The organism is Streptosporangium sp. NPDC023825 (genome assembly GCF_040639575.1).
Lineage (GTDB): Bacteria > Actinomycetota > Actinomycetes > Streptosporangiales > Streptosporangiaceae > Streptosporangium.
Window position 1 is genome coordinate 1 of sequence record NZ_JBFAAE010000087.1, and the last position, 17,598, is coordinate 17,598.

Below are 17,598 nucleotides of genomic sequence, written 5' to 3' on the forward strand. Positions count from 1 at the left end.
TCTATCTCGCGGCCGCGGGAGTGGGCACGCTCGGCGTCATCGACTTCGACGTGGTCGACGAGTCCGTCGAGTCCGAGGCGGTCCTGGCCCGCTGGCACGGCAGGCTCGGCGGCGGCATGGTCCGGCTCGCGGTCAGCAGGGCCGCCCCGGTCGGCGGGTTCACCGGCTGGCGGCCCATGATGCCCGTCACGATCTGGACCGCGGTCAAGCCGCCGGTCCCGGAGGAGAAGCGATGACGGTACGTTTCGTCGGGGCCGGGCCGGGCGCCGCGGACCTCGTCACCGTGCGGGGCCAGCGGGCGATCGCGTCCGCGCCGGTGTGCCTGTACGCCGGGTCGCTGGTCCCGGCGGAGCTGCTGGAGTCGTGCCCGCCGGGCGCGCGGCTGGTCGACACCGCGAGGATGGCCCTGGAGGAGATCGTCGCGGAGATGGTCGCCGCCCACGGGGCCGGGCACGACGTGGCCAGGCTGCACTCCGGCGACCCGTCGGTGTTCAGCGCGATGGCCGAGCAGATGCGCAGGCTGGACGCCGAGGGGGTGCCGTACGAGGTGATCCCGGGCGTGCCCGCCTTCGCCGCCGCCGCGGCGTCGCTGCGGCGCGAGCTCACCGTGCCGGGGGTGGGGCAGACGGTCGTGCTGACCCGCACCTCGGTGCGCGCCACCCCCATGCCCGAGGGCGAGGACCTCGGCACGCTCGGCCGCAGCCGGGCCACGATGGTCCTGCACCTGGCGGTGCAGCGTATCGAGGCCGTCGCGGCGGAACTCGTCCCCAACTACGGCGCCGACTGCCCGGTGGCCGTGGTGGCGAGGGCCAGCCGCGACGACGAGGTGATCCTGCGCGGCACCCTGGCCGACATCGCCGATCAGGTCCGCGACGCGGGGATCCTCCGTACCGCGGTGATCGTGGTGGGCCGCGTGCTGACCGCCTCGGAGTTCCCCGACAGCCACCTGTACTCGGCGGCCCGCTGCCGTGACTGAGCAGCCCGTGTCCCGAGGTGACGGCGTGCCGGACATGCTGAACGTGCTGATCCTGGGCGGCACCGACGAGGCCAGGCGGCTGGCCGCCGCGCTCTCCGGGCGCGCGGGGACGCGCGTGGTGTCCTCGCTGGCGGGCCGGGTCCGCGACCCGAAGCTGCCGGTGGGGGAGGTGCGGGAGGGCGGTTTCGGCGGCCCCGGGGGGCTCGCGGCGTGGCTGGCGGAGCGTGGCATCCACGTCGTCGTGGACGCCACGCACCCGTTCGCGGCCAGGATGACCGCCTCGGCGGTCGAGGCGGCGCGCCGGACGGGCCTGCCGCTGCTGATCCTGCGGCGTCCCGGCTGGCGGCAGGCTCCCGGCGACGACTGGCGCTGGGTGCCCTCCCTGGAGGCCGCCGCCGAGCTGCTGCCCTCGCTGGGGGAGCGGGTGTTCCTCACCACGGGACGCCGCAGCCTGCCGGTCTTCGCCGGCCTCGACGGCCAGTGGTTCCTGGCCCGCTCGGTGGACATGCCGGGGCCGGTCGTCCCGCGGCGTCTGGAGGTGCTGCTCAGCCGGGGACCGTTCACGGTGGACGGGGAGCTGGCCCTGATGCGCGAGTACCGGGTGGAGGTGCTGGTCACCAAGGACAGCGGCGGCGAGATGACCACCGCGAAGCTGCTCGCCGCCCGCGAGCTGGGGCTGCCGGTCGTCATCGTGCGCCGCCCGCCCTCGCCGGGCGGGGTGGCCTCGGTGGGGACCGTCGAGGCCGCGCTCGCCTGGCTGGAGACCGCGATCGGCCCCGCCTCCGCGTGACGGGGCCGATTTCGGGTTCGCGTGAGAGGGGCGGCCCCGGCTCCGCGTGACGGGGAACCGGCCGGACGCGGCGGGTGTGGCTTCGCGCTACCGGGCGCGTGCCGGTGTCATGGAGATCTCCCAGAAATCGGCGTAGCGGCCGCCGCGGCGCAGCAGGTCGTCGTGGCCGCCCTCCTCCACGATCCGGCCGCCGTCCAGGAAGACGACGCGATCGGCGCGCTGGACGGTCCGCATCCGATGCGCCACCATCACCACCGTCCGGCCCGCCATCAGGCGCTCGATGCCTTCGTGCACGGCCGTCTCGTTCACCGGGTCCAGGGCGGAGGTCACCTCGTCCAGCAGCACGACGGGCGCGTTCTTCAGCAGCGCCCGCGCGATCGAGACACGCTGGCGCTCGCCCCCCGACAGCAGCGCGCCGCCCTCGCCGACGTTCGTCGCCCATCCGCCGGGCAGCCGCTCGATCACCTCGTCCAGCCGCGCCGCGGTCGCCGCCGCCCGTACCTCGGCCTCGCCGGCGTCGGGACGGCCCAGACGCACGTTCTCCTCGATCGTGCCGTTGAAGAGATAGACGTCCTGGAAGACGATGGCGATCTGAGCCATCAACACCTCGGTGTCGATCGCGCGCACGTCCACACCTCCCACGCGCACCGCGCCCCGGTCCACGTCGTGGAAACGCGCGAGCAACTGCAGCAGGGTGCTCTTGCCCGCGCCCGACGGCCCGACGACGGCGAGCCGCTGTCCCTGCGGTACGGACAGCGACACCCCGTCGATCACCGTGTGGCCGCCGTGCCGGAAGGTGACGGAGTCGAACTCCAGGTCATGTCGTCGCGGCTGGATCGGCTCGCGCGGTTCCGGCAGGGGCTCGGTGCGCAACACCGCGTCGAGTCTGGCCAGCTCGGAACGTGCGCCGCGCAGTTGGCTGCCGATGTCGGCCAGCGACAGCAGTGGATCGGCGCAGCGGGCGGCGAGCACCAGGACGGCCAGCACCTCCGCCGCGCCGATGCTCCCGCCGAGCGCGAGGTAGGCGCCCAGGACCAGCAGGACGGTGAACACCGCCTGCACGGTGAGCGTCAGGCCCACGGCGCCGGGCAGCGTCGCCAGCAGGGTACGGCGGGACGCGCGCTGGACCTCTCGCAGCGAGTCGTCGAGCAACCGGAAGCGTTCGGCGCTCCGGCCGCCGGCTCGCAGCACCGGCTGGGCCTGGAGGTATTCGATGACCCGCCCGGTGGCCTCGTGGTCGCGTTCCGCGCGCTCGGCGTCGGCGGCGGCCGTCGATCGTGCCGTCCAGATCTGGACCGCCGCCACGACCGGGACGGCGGCCAGCGCGGCCAGCCCCATCTGCCGGTTGAAGGCGAGCATCACGACAACGATCGTCAGGGGGGTCACGGCGGCGGAGATGGACGGTGCCAGCAGATGCGCGATCGCGCTCATCGCCTGCAGGACGCCGCGGCCGGCCAGGACGGACAGCTCGCCGACCCGGCCGGCGCTGTACCAGCCGATGGGCAGGCGGGCCAGGTGATCGCCGAGCCGGTGGTACATGCCGCGCAACATCGTGGTCCCGACACGGAAACCGGACAGATCGCTGTAGTAGCGCAGTGCCGCGTAGACCGCGACCGCGCCCCCGAACGCGATCAGCCAGGGCCGGGCGTCCCCGGGGGTGCCCCCGAACAGGGCCCGCAGCACGGGAACCAGCAGCGCGTAGGACAGGCCCTCGGCTATCGCGGTCGTCGTCATCAGGGCCACGGTGCGACGTACCGGGCGGGCGTAGCGGTGTCCCAGCACGCGCAGCAGCATTCGAATCATCGAGGCTGGTCTCCTTGCGGTATGCCACGGCGGGTTTCGGTCCCGTCGGCGCTCGCGGACGGGTGGGATTGCCAGAACGCGGCGAACCTTCCGTTCTGTGCAAGTAGGTCGGCGGGCCTGCCGCGTTCGACGATCACCCCGTTCTCCAGGACCACGACGGTGTCGGCGCCGGCGACCGTCTCCAGGCGGTGGGCGATGACCAGGACCGTCCGCTCGCCCGCCGGTGTCACCAGGGCGTCGCGCACCGCCTGTTCGGTCCGCGGGTCGGCGAAGGCGGTCGCCTCGTCGAGCACCAGGACGGGCGTGTCGGCGAGCAGTGCGCGTGCGATCGAGATCCGCTGCGCCTCGCCGCCCGACAGCGTGACGTCCTCACCGATCACCGACTCGTATCCGCGCGGCAGCGCGAGAATCCGATCGTGAATGTTCGCCAGCCGGGCGGCGCGCACCACGTCGTCGTGGCCGGCCCGCGGCACGGCCAGCGCGATGTTGTCCGCGACCGACGCGCGCAGCAGCCGGACGTCCTGGAAGACGAAGGAGACCATCCGGTGGAGCTCCCCGCCGTCGAGCTCGCGCAGATCGGCACCGCCCAGGACGACCGAACCGTGGGTCGGGTCGAAGAACCGGGGCAGCAGCCGGACCAGCGTGGACTTCCCGCTTCCCGACGGCCCCACGACCGCGGTGACCGTCCCCGGTTCGAGCACCAGGTCGATCCCGCGCAGCACCTCGTGGCCGGTCTCGTAACCGAACCGGACGTCACGCAGTTCCACCCGGTGCCCCCGTGGCGTGACCGGGTGCGCGGGCTCGGGCAGCGACCGCACCGCGAGCACGTCCAGGATCCGGCCGGCCGCGCGCCGGGCGGCCTGCAGGTCGTCGAAACCGTGGCCGAGAGCCGCCACCGGAGCGGTGAGGCCCAGTCCCAGCAGCAGGAAGGGAAGCAGGTCCGCCGGGGCCATGGAACCGGTGGTGATCAGAGCCGTACCGCCGGTCAGCACGACCAGCAGCACGAACGGCGGCGACAGTGCCACCTGCATCCCCGCGCCGAGCGCGGAGAGACCGCGCACCATCCGGTAGAAGACGCGGGCGAAATCGTCCGCGGCCGCGCGGAACTCACGGTGTGCGCGCTCGCCCCCGCCGAACGCCTTGATCACCGAGATGCCCTGGACGAACTCGACGACGGAGCTCGCGATCCGTTCCATGGCGGCGTCGAACGCCTTCTGCTCGCGCAACCGGGTCGGGGTCATCATCAGCGGGACCAGCGCCACCGCCAGCGCCACCGGGATCAGCGTGATCAGCGTGAGCCGCCAGTCGACGGTGAGCAGGTAGGCCAGCGACACCAGCGGCACCACGAACGCGGAGACGAGCTCGCCGGGGGCGTGGGCGATGAGCGGATGCATGGCACTCACGTCCCGCCCCACCACCTTCGCCAGCTCGCCGGTCCGGCGCCGGGAGAACCAGCCGATCGGTACGCGCCCCAGCCGCATGGCCAGTCGCCGGCGGAACGACAGCTGCACGTGGTCGTCGAGGACGTGCCCGATGCCGGATGACGCGGCCGTGAACAGCAGCCGGACGAAGAAGCCGATCGCACCCGCGATCACGACGAGCCGGACATGACCGTGATCGATCGGGCCGGGCGACAACAGGGCACGGCCCAGCTCGACGACCGCCAGCAGCGGCGCCAGACCCGCGACGGCACCGATGACCTGCAGGATGACGACGGCGGCGAAACCCCAGCGGTAGGGGTGCAGGAGCCTCGCCAGGCTCGGCCCGGCCGCGGGATCGGCAGCCGGTGGTGGCGCGGACCGCTCCCTCGCCTCGGCGACGGCGGTGGCGTTCATCGCTCTCCCCTCCTCGTCGGTCTCGTCGTGACCGGGTACGGGGCCGGGCCGACCGGGTAGGTGCCCAGGCCGACGGTGGCCGGCTGGACCGGCCGTGCCGGTCTCACCCGGCCAGGGCACGGCGCAGGGCCGCGGCGAGCTCGGCGATCTGCCGCTGCGACACCTCGGCGGACAGGATCGCGTGCGACCCGTGGAAGGTGCCGGGCCACTGGTGCAGCTCGACCGACACGCCCGCCTCCAGCAGGCGCAGCGCGTAGGCGACGTCCTCGTCGCGGTTCGGGCAGAACTCCGCGGCGGCGATGTAGGCCGGCGGCAGGCCGGACAGATCGGCGGCCCGCGCCGGGGTGGCGTACGGCGAGGCGGGCGCGGAGCCCAGATAGTGCCGCCAGGCCGCGGTGACCGTGTCGCGGTTCATCCAGGGCGTGTCGGTGAAGTGCCGCGCCGACCACGTCTCCTGCCGGTCGTCGAGCCCCGGCTGGTTGAGCAGCTGGAAGCGGATCCGCGGCCCCCGCTCGTCACGCGCCCGCAACGCCACCCCGGCCGCGAGCCCCGCGCCGGCGCTGTGACCCCCGACCGCGATCAGCTCCGGGTCGACGCCGAGCTCGGCCGCGTGCTCGGCCGCCCAGGTCAGCACGGCGTAGACGTCGTCCAGGGCGGCGGGGAACGGATTCTCGGGGGCGAGGCGGTAGCCCACCGAGATCACCACCACGCCGGAGGCGTCCGCGAGCCGGGTGGCCCACGGGTGCTCGGTGTCCACGTCACCCATGACGAATCCACCGCCGTGCATCCAGATGACGGCGCCCCGCGCCCGGTGCGGGCGATAGATCCGCACCGGCACCTCCGGGTCGGCGGGCACCGTACGGTCCTCGATCTCCATGTCCGCGACGGCGGGTACCGGTACCGCGGTGGCCAGCTCGGCGAATTTCTTGCGTTCGACGACCGGGTCGGTCAGGTCTGCCTTCGGGATCAGCGGGAGGAATGCTTCAAGTTCGGGATCCATGACCACGATGCTCGCAGCCGGTGCCCCGGACATCATCCGCCACTCGTCGGGCATTCCATCCCCGTCGCGCGACGATCGCCGCATATCCTTCGGGCATGGAGGCATTGGCCGCACGGCTGTCGCGGTTGGACTCGGAGGCCGGGGGCGCGCTCCGCGTCGTGATGTTCTACGACACGCTGATGCGCCGGCGGGTCGATCTTCCGTCGCTCGCGCGCGCCTCGGCGGGCCTGGCCGAGTGCGTGGCCGGGGTACGGCTGCACGGCACCGGGCGGGTGATCCGCATGTCGCCCGACGGCGGTGAGGCCTCCGCCACGGCGCTACCCTCGTCCACCACGATGCCGATCGTCCTCGACGGGGAGGAGATCGGCACGGTGTGGCTGGAACGCCCGGGCTGTCCCGGCCCGCTCGACGAGCTGCTGCTGGACCGGCTCGCCATCGCCGCCACGGCGGTCGTCGAGAGGTACGGCCCGGCCCGCACCACCATGGCCGATCCCGCGCTCGTCGAACTGGTGATCAGCTCCGGCAGCGACGAGGCGGCCAGGGCCCGCGCCCTGCGACTCCTGGGTTTCGCCGCCGACCTGCCGATCCGCGTCATCGCCGTACGGTCGCGGCGTCCGCTCGACCAGGTCGGCGGCCTGGTCTGCCCGGCCCGTCCGGTGAAGGCGGCACCGGTCGCCGGCGTGGGCGTCATCCTGGCCACCACCATGGACCCGGCCCGCTTTCCGGCGGGGGTGCGCGCGGGCATCGGCGCCGCGGAGAGCCCCGACCGGTCCTGGCGGGAGGCCCGCACCGCCCTTCGCTTCACCACCCCGCGCCGGCCGGTCGTCCACCACGACGACCTGGGCGTGCTGGCGCTGCTCGCACAGGTCCCCCAGGACACCGCGCGGGAGAACGCCGACGTGACCGCGCTCGCCCGGATGGCCGGCACCCCGGAGGATCTGGACACTCTGGACGCCTACTGCGCCACCGGATCCCTGCGCCGGGCCGCCGACCTTCTCCACCTGCACCACAGCAGCGTCTCCCGCCGGCTCGAACAGATCGGAAAGGCCCTGGGCGTCGACCTCACCGAGCCCACCGGGTTGATGCGGGCCAGACTCGCCCTCACCATGTGGCGGCTCCTCGACGACTGAGGAGGGACCGCCTCGTCACCCCTGGCGCCTGACGGGCGGCCCGCCGTGGGGGCGTGCCGGGAGAGGCCGCGCGGCGCCGGAGGCGGCCCGCCGGCGGTCGCGCCGCCTCCGGCCCGGCGCGTCAGGCGGGGTAGCGGCGGGGGGTGAAGACCACCCGGCCGCCGTCACCCCGCTCGGCCACCCGCGTGGTGGACGAGCCCACCAGCAGCAGGCAGCGCATGTCGATCGCGTCGGGGTCCAGGTCGCCGAGGGTGGTGACGGTCATGCTCTCCCGGGGCCCGCCGACGTCGCGGCCGACGACCACGGGGGTCTCCGGCGCCCGGTGCTCCAGCAGCAGGTCCCGCGCGGCGGCCACCTGCCAGGTGCGGCTCTTCGACGCCGGGTTGTAGATCGCCAGGACGAGGTCGGCCCTCGCGGCGGCGCTGATCCGTCCGGCGACCACCTCCCAGGGCTTGAGCAGGTCCGACAGCGACAGCACGCAGTAGTCGTGGCCGAGGGGCGCGCCGGCCCTGCTCGCCACCGCGTGCGCCGCGGTCAGGCCGGGCAGCACCCGTACCGGCACGTCCGCGAACCTCGGCTCGCACGCCACCTCCAGCACCGCGCTGGCCATCGCGAACACCCCGGGGTCGCCCGAGGACACCACGGCCACCCTCGATCCGGCCGCGGCCAGCTCCAGCGCGTGCGCGGCCCGTTCGGCCTCGACCCGGTTGTCGGTGGGGTGGCGGCGCTGGCGCGGGTTGGGCGGGACGCGGTCCAGGTAGGGGCCGTACCCGACGAGCTCGTCGACCCCGGCCAGCGCCTCCTGCGCCTCCGGCGTCAGCCACGGCCGCCCGGCGGGACCGAGCCCCACCACGACCACCTCGCCGCGCGCCCTCGGGACGGCCGGCGCCTCGCTCCCGGTCACGGCGGCGGGCGCGGGGCCCGCCGCGTTGACGGGGCTCGGGATCAGTGCCAGCGAGAAGTACGGGACGCTGCCCGGGTCGACCTCGGCGAGGGGGGCGAGGCGCTGCTGCCCGGTGGTGGCGCGCTCGACGTACCATGCCTCGTCGAGCCGCCCGGCCTGGGCCAGCGCGTCGCGGACCTTGGTGAACGTACGGCCGAGCTTCAGCACCGCCGCCGAGTCGGTGGCCGCCAGGCGCTCGGCGAGAACCTCGGCCGGGAGCGTTCCCGGCAGCACGGTCAGGACCTCGTCCCGCTCGACCAGCGGGCGCCCCAGGACCGCCGAGGCGCCGCTCACCGACGTCACGCCCGGCACGACCTCGGTGACGTAGCGGTGCGACAGGCGCTTGTGCATGTGCATGTACGAGCCGTAGAAGAGCGGGTCGCCCTCGCACAGCACCACCACGTCGCGACCGGCGTCCAGGTGGGCCGCGAGCCGCACCGCGCAGGCGGCGTAGAAGTCGTCGATCGCCCCCTGGTAGCCGCCGGGGTGGTCGGTGGTCTCGGTGGTGAGCGGGTAGATGAGCGCCTCCTCGACCTGGCCCTCCCGCAGGTAGGGGGCGGCCACCGAGCGGGCGATGCTCCGGCCGTGGCGGGCGCTGTGGAAGGCGATCACATCCGCCTCGCCGATCAGGCGGGCGGCCTTGACGGTCACCAGTTCGGGGTCGCCGGGCCCGAGCCCCACGCCCCACAGCCGTCCGGTCACGCGTCCGGTCACGTCGTCGCTCACTCTTCCTCGCTCGCCATCGCGTTGACCGCGGCGGCGGTCATCGCGCTTCCGCCCCGCCGCCCGCTCACGACCAGGTACTCCAGGTTCGCCGGGTGCTCGGCGAGGGCCTGCTTGGACTCGGCGGCACCGATGAAACCGACCGGGACGCCGAGGACGGCGGCCGGGCGGCCCGCGCCCTCCTCGACCATCTCCAGCAGCCGGAACAGCGCGGTCGGCGCGTTGCCGATCGCGACCACCGAGCCCTGGAGCCTGTCGCGCCACAGCTCCAGCGCGGCGGCGCTGCGGGTGGTGCCCAGTTCCGCGGCGAGGTCCGGCACCCGGGGGTCGCCGAGGGTGCAGATCACCTCGTTGCCCGCGGGCAGGCGCCGCCGGGTCACCCCGGAGGCGACCATCATGGCGTCGCAGAGCACCGGCGCGCCCGCGCGCAGCGCCTCGCGCGCCGAGGCCACCACGCCGGGTGACCAGCGCAGATCGCTCACCAGGTCGACCATCCCGCAGGCATGGATCATGCGGACCGCGACCCGGGCGACGTCGGCGGGCAGGCCGGACAGGTCGGCCTCCGCGCGGATGGTGGCGAAGGAGCGGCGGTAGATCTCCGCGCCGTCGCGGACGTAGTCGATCACAGTTCCCCTCTGGCGGCCGCCAGCGCGGCCGCGGTGTCCTCGATGCCGGAACAGGTCAGCTCGGTGCCGTCCAGCTCCAGGCGGTAGCCGTCACCGGTGGCGACCACATCCGCGACCCGCCCTCTCGGACGGCCGCAGCGCCTGCCGCAGCCCGCCCAGTGCACGGGGAGCGTATCGGTGCCCGGCCCGCTCCCGGACGGCGGGGCTGACGGCGGGGCCGCGGACGGCCCGCTCCCGGACCGCTCCCTTCCCGGCTGTACGGCCGTGGGCGGTGCGGTCGTGGATGGCGCGGGCGGCGGGACGGCGGGCGGCGAGGTCGTGCCGACGGCTGCGGCGGTAGCTGTGGTGGTGGCGATGGCTATGGCGGCGGCCGCGTCGGCCTGGACGTCGGCCAGGGACTTGGCGCAGCCGGGGCGGCCGGTGCAGGCCGTCACCCCGATCCACGGCGAGGCGGGGTCGACGACCAGCCCGGCGGCCTCCAGCCGGGCGGCCGTGCCCGCGACCTCGGAGCGGTCCAGGCCGGGCAGGACCACGCCACGCCAGGGCGTGAGCCTGATCTCCCCGCCCGAGGCGGCGTCCGCGAGCAGCAGCGCCAGCGCGGAGGTCAGCCGCCCCAGCGGGATCGCCACCCCGAGCGCGACCCGCGCGCCCCCGGCTCCGGTGCCGTTCCCGTTCCCGTTGCCGACGCCGTCCCGGGTGTCGTCCCCGGTGCCGCTCGCGGGACCCGTCTCTCCTCCGGCGCCGGTTTCGCTCCCCGTCCCGTCCGTGCTCCCGATGACGCCGACCGGCCCGAGGGACACGACCCGCGGCCTCACCGGGACGAAGGGCGTCGTACCGGGAACCCCGAGGGCGGTTCGCACGCGGGCGGCGATCAGGGCGGGGCCGTCGGGGAGTTCGGCGATCCGCCAGGCGGTGACGTCCCGGGTGGCCAGCTCGTCGAGGAACGCCTCGGCGGTGGCGAGCAGGGCGGTCACGGCTCCGGCGAGCGGGACGCGCAGGCCGGTGTCGGTCCCGGCGAGGATCAGCGCGGCCTCGTCCGGCCCCGTGAGCAGGACCCCGGCGTCCGCGCCCAGGCCGGCCACGTCCCCCCGGCCGTCGTCGAGGGCGAACATGAACCGTCCCGGCAGGGAGGCGAGGGCGGGGCGGGCGCACAGCCGCCGGTCCAGCTCGCCGATCAGCGGTGTGACGTCGGCGATCCCGCCGCCGTCCGGATGGTCCGGACCGTTCGTTCTGCCTGGAGCATCCGCGCCGCCCGGCTCGCCCGGTTCGCTCGGCCCGGTCGGTCCGCTCAGCCTGCTCGACCCGCCCGGTTCGCTCGACCCGCTCGACCCGCTCGACCCGCTCGGCCCGGTCGGTCCGCTCGACCCGGCCGGTCCGTCCAGTCCGGTCAGCGGGGAGGCGAGGATGTTGCGGATCCGCTCGTGCGTCGCCGAGGGCAGCAGGCCCGCCCGCGCCATCCGCGCGGCGAACCCGTTCCCCGTGCCGTCCCCCGTACCGCTGTCCGGATCCTCCGGGCCGAGACCGCGCACCTGGACGTTCGCGCGGGAGGTCAGCTCGATGACGCCGCCGCCGTACGCCGCTGCGGCCTCGGCGAGTTCGCGCAGCTGGAAGGGGGTGAGACGGCCTCCGGGCACGCGGACGCGAGCCAGGCCGCCGTCCGCGGCGGCATGGACCTGAAGCGCCCCGGGACACGCGTCGAGTCGCGATCGTCCGGAAAAGTCGGCAATGGACACTCGAAGGATGTTAACGCCAGTTTCTTGCAACGAACCGGACTGCCGTAGTGTCATCGGTGGCGACGGCAAAGGGAGGAAGCCGGTGTGAATCCGGCGCGGTCCCGCCACTGTAACCGGGGAGCGAACCCCACCCGGGCCACTGTCCGACGACGGGCGGGAAGGCCGGGGTGAGCACCGATCCGGGAGCCAGGAGACTCCAGCCGTCGCGGCCGACGACGACCCGGGGCGAGGACCCCGAGGGAGGAAGCTCCGTGCGCTTTTCGCCGTTCCCCCGCGACACCGTGGCATCTCCGTTCCTCCGTGATGCCGCGCGTTCTTCGCTGTTCTCCCGCAGCACGGCGGCATCACCGCCGCCCCGCCCCGCCGCGCGCTTTTCCCCGTTCCCCCGCCACGCCGTGGCATCCCCGGGCCGTACCGCCCTGCCTGTCCTGGAGTGTGGCGCGTGATCCTCCTGCTCTCGACCTCCGACACCGACCTGCTGAGCGCCCGCGCGAGCGGCGCCGGCTACCGGCTCGGCAACCCCGCCAGGCTCGCCGCCGCCGACCTCCCGCCGCTGCTGGAGGGCGCCGACCTGGTCGTGGTCCGCCTGCTGGGCGGGCGCCGCGCCTGGGAGGAGGGACTGGACGTCCTGCTCGCCGGCCCCCGGCCCGTCGTCGTGCTCGGGGGCGAGCAGGCGCCCGACGCCGAGCTGATGGAGCTGTCCACGGTGCCCGGCGGGGTCTGCGCCGAGGCGCACGCCTACCTCGCCCACGGCGGCCCGGCCAACCTGACCGAGCTGCACCGTTTCCTGTCCGACACGCTGTTGCTCACCGGCCACGGTTTCGCCGCGCCCGAGCCCACCCCCACCTGGGGGACGCTGGAGCGCGAGGCGCGCGACCAGGGCGGTCCCGTCGTCGGCGTGCTCTACTACCGGGCCCACCACGTGGCCGGCAACACCGCCTTCGTCGAGGCGCTCTGCTCGGCGATCGAGGACGCGGGCGCGCGGGCGCTGCCGGTGTACTGCGCCTCCCTACGCACCGCCGAGCCCGGCCTGGTGGAGGTCCTGCGTACGGTGGACGCCCTGGTGGTGACCGTGCTCGCCGCGGGCGGCACCCGTCCGGCGACCGCGTCGGCGGGCGGGGACGACGAGGCCTGGGACGTCGGCGCGCTCGCCGAGCTGGACGTGCCGATCCTGCAGGGCCTGTGCCTGACGAGCAGCCGGGCCTCCTGGGAGGAGAACGACGACGGCCTGTCCCCGCTGGACGCCGCCACCCAGGTCGCGATCCCCGAGTTCGACGGGCGGATCATCACGGTGCCGTTCTCCTTCAAGGAGATCGACGAGGACGGGCTCACCGTCTACGTGGCCGACCCCGAGCGGGCCTCGCGGGTGGCGGGCATCGCGGTGCGCCACGCCGCGCTGCGGCACATCCCGCCCGCCGAGCGGCGGCTGGTGCTGATGCTGTCGGCCTACCCCACCAAGCACGCCCGCATCGGCAACGCCGTCGGCCTGGACACCCCGGCCAGCCTGGTGCGGCTGCTGGCCGCGCTGCGCGAGCGCGGGTACGACATCGGTGCCGAGGACGAGCTGCCCGGGGTCACCGGGCAGGACGGCGACGCGCTCATCCACGCGCTGATCGCCGCGGGCGGGCAGGACCAGGACTGGCTCACCGAGGAGCAGCTCGCCGGGAATCCGGTGCGCATCGCGGCGAGCCGGTACGCCGAGTGGTACGCCACCCTCCCGGCGGACCTGCGCGCCCGGATGGAGGAACACTGGGGCCCGGCGCCCGGCGAGCTGTTCGTGGACAGGTCGCGCGACCCGGAGGGCGAGATCGTGCTGGCCGCGCTGCGCTCGGGCAACGTGGTGGTCATGGTGCAGCCGCCGCGCGGCTTCGGCGAGAACCCCATCGCGATCTACCACGACCCCGACCTGCCGCCCAGCCACCACTACCTGGCCGCCTACCGCTGGCTGGCCGACGGCTTCGGCGCGCACGCCGTGGTCCACGTGGGCAAGCACGGCAACCTGGAGTGGCTGCCCGGCAAGTCGGCGGGCCTGTCGGCCTCCTGCGGCCCGGACGCCGCGCTCGGCGACCTGCCGCTCATCTACCCGTTCCTCGTCAACGACCCCGGTGAGGGCACCCAGGCCAAGCGCCGCGCGCACGCCACCCTGGTCGACCACCTCGTCCCGCCGATGGCCCGCGCCGACAGCTACGGGGACATGGCCAGGCTGGAGCAGCTCCTCGACGAGCACGCCTCCATCGCGGCGATGGACCCGGCCAAGCTGCCCGCGATCCGCGCCCAGATCTGGACGCTGATCCAGGCCGCCAGGCTCGACCACGACCTCGGCGTCGCCGACCGCCCGCACGACGCCGAGTTCGACGACTTCCTGCTGCACATCGACGGCTGGCTGTGCGAGGTCAAGGACGTCCAGATCCGCGACGGCCTGCACGTGCTGGGGGCCGCTCCCGAGGGGCGGCCGCGCGTCGACCTGGTGCTGGCCATGCTCCGCGCCCGGCAGATGTGGGCGGGCAGCGAGGCGCTCGTCGGGCTGCGCGAGGCCCTCGGCCTGGCCGAGGACGGCAGCGCCGGGCGGATCGGCGTCGACGAGGCCGAGACCCTGGCCCGCGCCCTGGTCGAGGCCATGGAGCGGCGCGGCTGGGACCCATCGGCGGCGGGGGAGGTGACCGCCGAGGTCCTGGGCCGGGCGGACGCCCCGGCAGAGGGCGCCGGTTCGACCGGCACGAACGCGACCGCTCAGCGCGGCGTACCCGGTTCGACCGGCACGAACGACGCGACCGGTCGAAGCGGCGTACCCGCCTCCGGGGGAGCGGCCGTCGCGCGCGGCGTGGACGTCGGGACGGTGGAGCGGATCCTGCGGTTCGCCGCCGTCGAGGTCGTGCCCCGGCTGGCGCGCACCACCGACGAGATCGACGCGATCCTGCACGCCCTCGACGGCGGCTACGTCCCGGCCGGGCCGAGCGGGTCGCCGCTGCGCGGGCTGATCAACGTGCTTCCCACCGGCCGCAACTTCTACTCGGTCGATCCCAAGGCCGTGCCGAGCAGGCTGGCGTGGGAGACCGGCCAGGCGATGGCCGACTCCCTGCTGGAGCGCTACCGCGCCGACACCGGCGACTGGCCGCGCTCGGTCGGGCTGTCGGTCTGGGGGACCAGCGCCATGCGCACCGCCGGGGACGACGTCGCCGAGGTGCTGGCGCTGCTCGGCGTGCGGCCGGTCTGGGACGAGGCCTCGCGCCGCGTCACCGGCCTGGAACCGATCCCGGCCACCGAGCTGGGCCGCCCGCGCGTGGACGTCACCGTCAGGATCAGCGGCTTCTTCCGCGACGCCTTCCCGCACGTCGTGGCGATGCTGGACGACGCCGTACGGCTGGCGGCCGGGCTGGAGGAGCCCGAGGAGCTCAACTACGTGCGGGCGCACGTGCTTGCCGACCGGGCCGAGCACGGCGACGAGCGCAGGGCCACCATGCGCATCTTCGGCTCCCGGCCGGGGGCGTACGGGGCCGGGCTGCTGCCGCTGATCGACAGCCGCAACTGGCGCGACGACGCCGACCTGGCCGAGGTGTACGCGGTCTGGGGCGGCTTCGCCTACGGCCGGGGCGTCGACGGCGTTCCCGCCAGGCAGGACATGGAGACGGCCTACCGCAGGATCGCCGTGGCGGCCAAGAACGTCGACACCCGCGAGCACGACATCGCCGACTCCGACGACTACTTCCAGTACCACGGAGGCATGATCGCCACCGTCCGGGCGCTCACCGGGAAGGCCCCGGCCGCCTACATCGGCGACAGCACCAGGCCGGACGCGGTCCGCACCAGGACGCTCTCCGAGGAGACGTCCAGGATCTTCCGCGCCAGGGTGGTCAACCCCCGCTGGCTGGCCGCGATGCGCAGGCACGGCTACAAGGGCGCCTTCGAGCTGGCCGCCACCGTCGACTACCTGTTCGGCTACGACGCCACCACCGGCGTCGTCGCCGACTGGATGTACGACAAGCTGGCCGCGACCTACGTGCTGGACCCGGAGAACCAGGCGTTCATGGCCAGGTCCAACCCGTGGGCGCTGCACGGGATCGCCGAGCGGTTGCTGGAGGCGGCGAACCGGGGCATGTGGGAGCACCCCGACCCCGCCGTCCTGCGCGACCTCCAGGAGGTCTACCTCAAGTCCGAGGGAGACCTGGAGGACGGCGCCTGACCCACGACCTCACCGGCCCCGGCGGCCGGACCGCCCAGGACGGCGGCGCCGGGGAGATCAGTCCAGCGCGGCCGCCTTGCGCAGCAGCACCGAGCGTTCGCGCCGGTTGGCGCACAGCCGGGCGGCCAGCTCCAGCTCGGCGCGCGCCTTCGGCCGCCGGCCGAGGCGGGCCAGCAACTCCCCGCGCACGGTCGGAACCAGATGCGAACCGGGGAGCCGGTCCGAGGCGACCAGCTCGTCCACGATGGCCAGGGCCCGCGCCGGACCCGAGGCCATGGCCACGGCGACGGCCCGGTTGAGCTCTACCACCGGCGAGGGCGCGACCCGGCCGAGCGCCTCGTAGAGCAGCACGATCCGGTCCCAGTCGGTCGCCTCGACCGAGGGCGCCGACGCGTGGGCGGCGGCGATCGCGGCCTGCAGGCCGTAGGGGCCGAGGCCGCGGGCCGACGCCCTGGCCAGCGCGGCCAGCCCCCGGCGGATCGCCGGGAGGTCCCACAGCCGCCGGTCCTGGTCCTCGAGCAGGATCGGCGTGCCGTCCGGGCCGGTACGGGCCGGGAAGCGCGCGGCCGTCAGCTCGCACAACGCGAGCAGGCCGTGCACCTCCGGCTCGTCGGGCTGCAGCGCGGCCAGCGTGCGGGCCAGCCGGATCGCCTCGTACGCGACGTCGGGGCGCAGCAGCCGCTCGCCCGACGTGGCCGTCGACCCCTCGGTGAAGATCACGTAGAGGACGCTGAGCACGCCGCCCAGCCGTTCCCCGCGCTCGCCGGCCGGCGGAAGCTCGAACGGCACCCCGGCCGCCGCGATCGTCTTCTTGCCCCGGGTGATGCGGGCCTGCACGGTCGGCACGGGCACCAGGAACGCGCGGGCGATCTCCTCGCTGGTCAGGCCGCCGACCACGCGCAGGGTCAGCGCCACCCGGGCCTCGCGGGAGAGCACCGGGTGACAGCTGACGAACATCAGCGCCAGGACGTCGTCGTCGATCCTGTCGGGGTCGATCTCCCGGTCGACCGCGGGGTCGGCCGCCAGCAGGGCGTACCGGTCCTGGAGGGCGGCCCGGCGGCGGATCGCGTCGATCGCCCGCCGCCGGGCCGTGGCCATCAGCCAGCCGGCCGGATTGGCCGGACAGGCACGCGGCCACGACACCAGCGCCTCGGCCACCGCCTCCTGGGCCGCGTCCTCGGCCAGCCCGAAATCGCCGGTGAACCGGGTCAGCGCGGCGACGATCCGGGCCGACTCGATCCGCCAGACGGCCTCGACGTCGGCCGTGCCCGTCAGATCCGGCCGCTGCTCTCGCCGCCCTGCGGGACCTCGTCGGCCCCGGCCACCCGCCGGACCTCGATCTTGGACCCGCGGACCGCCGGGACCCGCTTGGCCCACTCGACCGCCTCCTGTTTCGTGGCGACCTCGAGCAGGAAGTAGCCACCGAACAGTTCCCTGGTCTCGCCGTACGGCCCGTCCGTGACCACCGGCGCCTCGCCGCCGAAGTCGACCACGACGCCCTGGCCCGGATCGTCCAGCCCCTCGGCCGCGACGAGGACCCCGGCCTTCATCATGTCCTCGATGAACCGGTGGGTCGTGGCCATCATCTCGTCGAGATCGGCCATCATGGCCGCGTTCGTCTCATCGGTGCCCCGCATGATCAGCAGGTATTTCGGCATCGCGTTCTCCTCGTCCGGCGGGGCCGCCCCTCGGCCCTCGCCCCCCTACGTCGAACGAGCGGCCCGCCGATCGACACGGCTCCGGAGAAATCTCCCGCCGCGCCGCGGCCGATCCCGTCAGACCGCCGCGGCGGCGGATCCGCTGTGCCCGGGCGGCGTCCGGGAAGTCTATTCCGGTGGATTCGCGCGCGGGCGGAGTCC

12 protein-coding genes, 1 pseudogene and 1 riboswitch are annotated in these 17,598 nt (G+C 74.6%); of the genes and pseudogenes, 5 read left to right on the plus strand and 8 right to left on the minus strand.

All coding sequences use genetic code 11. The annotated features are described in order from the left end of the window. From AB0G15_RS40115 to AB0G15_RS40125, 3 genes and pseudogenes are all read left to right on the plus strand, one after another. A pseudogene (locus AB0G15_RS40115) lies at positions 1-236 on the plus strand (hypothetical protein); the annotation flags it as partial. Then, positions 233-976, plus strand: coding sequence for a precorrin-4 C(11)-methyltransferase (cobM, locus tag AB0G15_RS40120; protein WP_362694955.1), 744 nt, complete (start codon positions 233-235; stop codon positions 974-976). The pseudogene AB0G15_RS40115 and the gene cobM, both read left to right, overlap by 4 nt. Positions 977-1,010: 34 nt before the next feature. After that, positions 1,011-1,766, plus strand: a complete 756-nt coding sequence (locus AB0G15_RS40125) for a cobalt-precorrin-6A reductase (RefSeq protein WP_362850650.1) — start codon at positions 1,011-1,013, stop codon at positions 1,764-1,766. 87 nt (positions 1,767-1,853) lie between these two features. Here the strand turns inward: AB0G15_RS40125 and AB0G15_RS40130 are convergent, their stop codons facing one another. The 3 genes from AB0G15_RS40130 to AB0G15_RS40140 form a co-directional block, all read right to left on the minus strand. Next, positions 1,854-3,569 carry an ABC transporter ATP-binding protein gene (locus AB0G15_RS40130; RefSeq protein ID WP_362850624.1) on the minus strand — a complete coding sequence of 572 codons (1,716 nt, stop codon included), beginning with the start codon at positions 3,567-3,569 and terminating at the stop codon, positions 1,854-1,856. Beyond that, on the minus strand, positions 3,566-5,404 hold the full coding sequence (locus AB0G15_RS40135; protein ID WP_362850627.1) for an ABC transporter ATP-binding protein: 1,839 nt from the start codon (positions 5,402-5,404) through the stop codon (positions 3,566-3,568). Before AB0G15_RS40135 ends, AB0G15_RS40130 begins: the two co-directional genes overlap by 4 nt. Before the next feature lie 103 nt (positions 5,405-5,507). Beyond that, the gene (locus AB0G15_RS40140; protein WP_362850629.1) at positions 5,508-6,404 is read right to left on the minus strand and encodes an alpha/beta hydrolase; all 897 of its coding nucleotides are present in this window, start codon (positions 6,402-6,404) and stop codon (positions 5,508-5,510) included. A gap of 95 nt (positions 6,405-6,499) precedes the next feature. On the opposite strand from AB0G15_RS40140, the gene AB0G15_RS40145 reads away from it, so the two are divergent. Then, positions 6,500-7,534 (plus strand): helix-turn-helix domain-containing protein, encoded by a 1,035-nt coding sequence (locus AB0G15_RS40145; RefSeq protein ID WP_362850630.1) that lies wholly within the window; start codon positions 6,500-6,502, stop codon positions 7,532-7,534. Positions 7,535-7,655: 121 nt separating this feature from the next. On the opposite strand, the gene AB0G15_RS40150 is transcribed toward AB0G15_RS40145, so the two are convergent. The 3 genes from AB0G15_RS40150 to AB0G15_RS40160 are packed head-to-tail and all read right to left on the minus strand — an operon-like array spanning position 7,656 to position 11,559. Further along, entirely contained in the window at positions 7,656-9,179 is a 1,524-nt protein-coding gene (locus AB0G15_RS40150) for a precorrin-2 C(20)-methyltransferase (RefSeq protein WP_362850652.1), read from the minus strand. Positions 9,180-9,199: 20 nt separating this feature from the next. After that, a complete protein-coding gene (locus AB0G15_RS40155) occupies positions 9,200-9,826 on the minus strand; it encodes a precorrin-8X methylmutase (RefSeq protein ID WP_362850632.1) in 627 nt (208 codons plus the stop codon). Then, complete coding sequence (locus tag AB0G15_RS40160) at positions 9,823-11,559, minus strand: precorrin-3B synthase (protein WP_362850634.1); 1,737 nt, start codon at positions 11,557-11,559, stop codon at positions 9,823-9,825. Before AB0G15_RS40160 ends, AB0G15_RS40155 begins: the two co-directional genes overlap by 4 nt. A 72-nt stretch (positions 11,560-11,631) precedes the next feature. Continuing rightward, positions 11,632-11,756, plus strand: a riboswitch (cobalamin riboswitch). Positions 11,757-12,001: 245 nt separating this feature from the next. On the opposite strand from AB0G15_RS40160, the gene cobN reads away from it, so the two are divergent. Then, positions 12,002-15,739 (plus strand): cobaltochelatase subunit CobN, encoded by a 3,738-nt coding sequence (cobN, locus tag AB0G15_RS40165; RefSeq protein WP_362850636.1) that lies wholly within the window; start codon positions 12,002-12,004, stop codon positions 15,737-15,739. A 57-nt stretch (positions 15,740-15,796) separates the two neighbouring features. Here the strand turns inward: cobN and AB0G15_RS40170 are convergent, their stop codons facing one another. Together AB0G15_RS40170 and AB0G15_RS40175 are read right to left on the minus strand one after the other, a co-directional pair. Further along, positions 15,797-17,014: a DUF6596 domain-containing protein gene (locus AB0G15_RS40170; protein ID WP_362850654.1), complete on the minus strand. Its 1,218-nt coding sequence runs from the start codon at positions 17,012-17,014 to the stop codon at positions 15,797-15,799. Continuing rightward, on the minus strand, positions 17,011-17,397 hold the full coding sequence (locus AB0G15_RS40175) for a YciI family protein (RefSeq protein WP_362694985.1): 387 nt from the start codon (positions 17,395-17,397) through the stop codon (positions 17,011-17,013). The genes AB0G15_RS40170 and AB0G15_RS40175 overlap by 4 nt, the downstream gene beginning before the upstream one ends. Positions 17,398-17,598 lie beyond the last annotated feature (201 nt).

Coding starts and splice junctions, on each gene's coding strand:
- cobM (WP_362694955.1), top strand. CDS start 233: ATGACGGTACGTTTCGTCGGGGCCGGGCCGGGCGCCGCGGACCTCGTC.
- AB0G15_RS40125 (WP_362850650.1), top strand. CDS start 1,011: ATGCTGAACGTGCTGATCCTGGGCGGCACCGACGAGGCCAGGCGGCTG.
- AB0G15_RS40130 (WP_362850624.1), bottom strand. CDS start 3,569: ATGATTCGAATGCTGCTGCGCGTGCTGGGACACCGCTACGCCCGCCCG.
- AB0G15_RS40135 (WP_362850627.1), bottom strand. CDS start 5,404: ATGAACGCCACCGCCGTCGCCGAGGCGAGGGAGCGGTCCGCGCCACCA.
- AB0G15_RS40140 (WP_362850629.1), bottom strand. CDS start 6,404: ATGGATCCCGAACTTGAAGCATTCCTCCCGCTGATCCCGAAGGCAGAC.
- AB0G15_RS40145 (WP_362850630.1), top strand. CDS start 6,500: ATGGAGGCATTGGCCGCACGGCTGTCGCGGTTGGACTCGGAGGCCGGG.
- AB0G15_RS40175 (WP_362694985.1), bottom strand. CDS start 17,397: ATGCCGAAATACCTGCTGATCATGCGGGGCACCGATGAGACGAACGCG.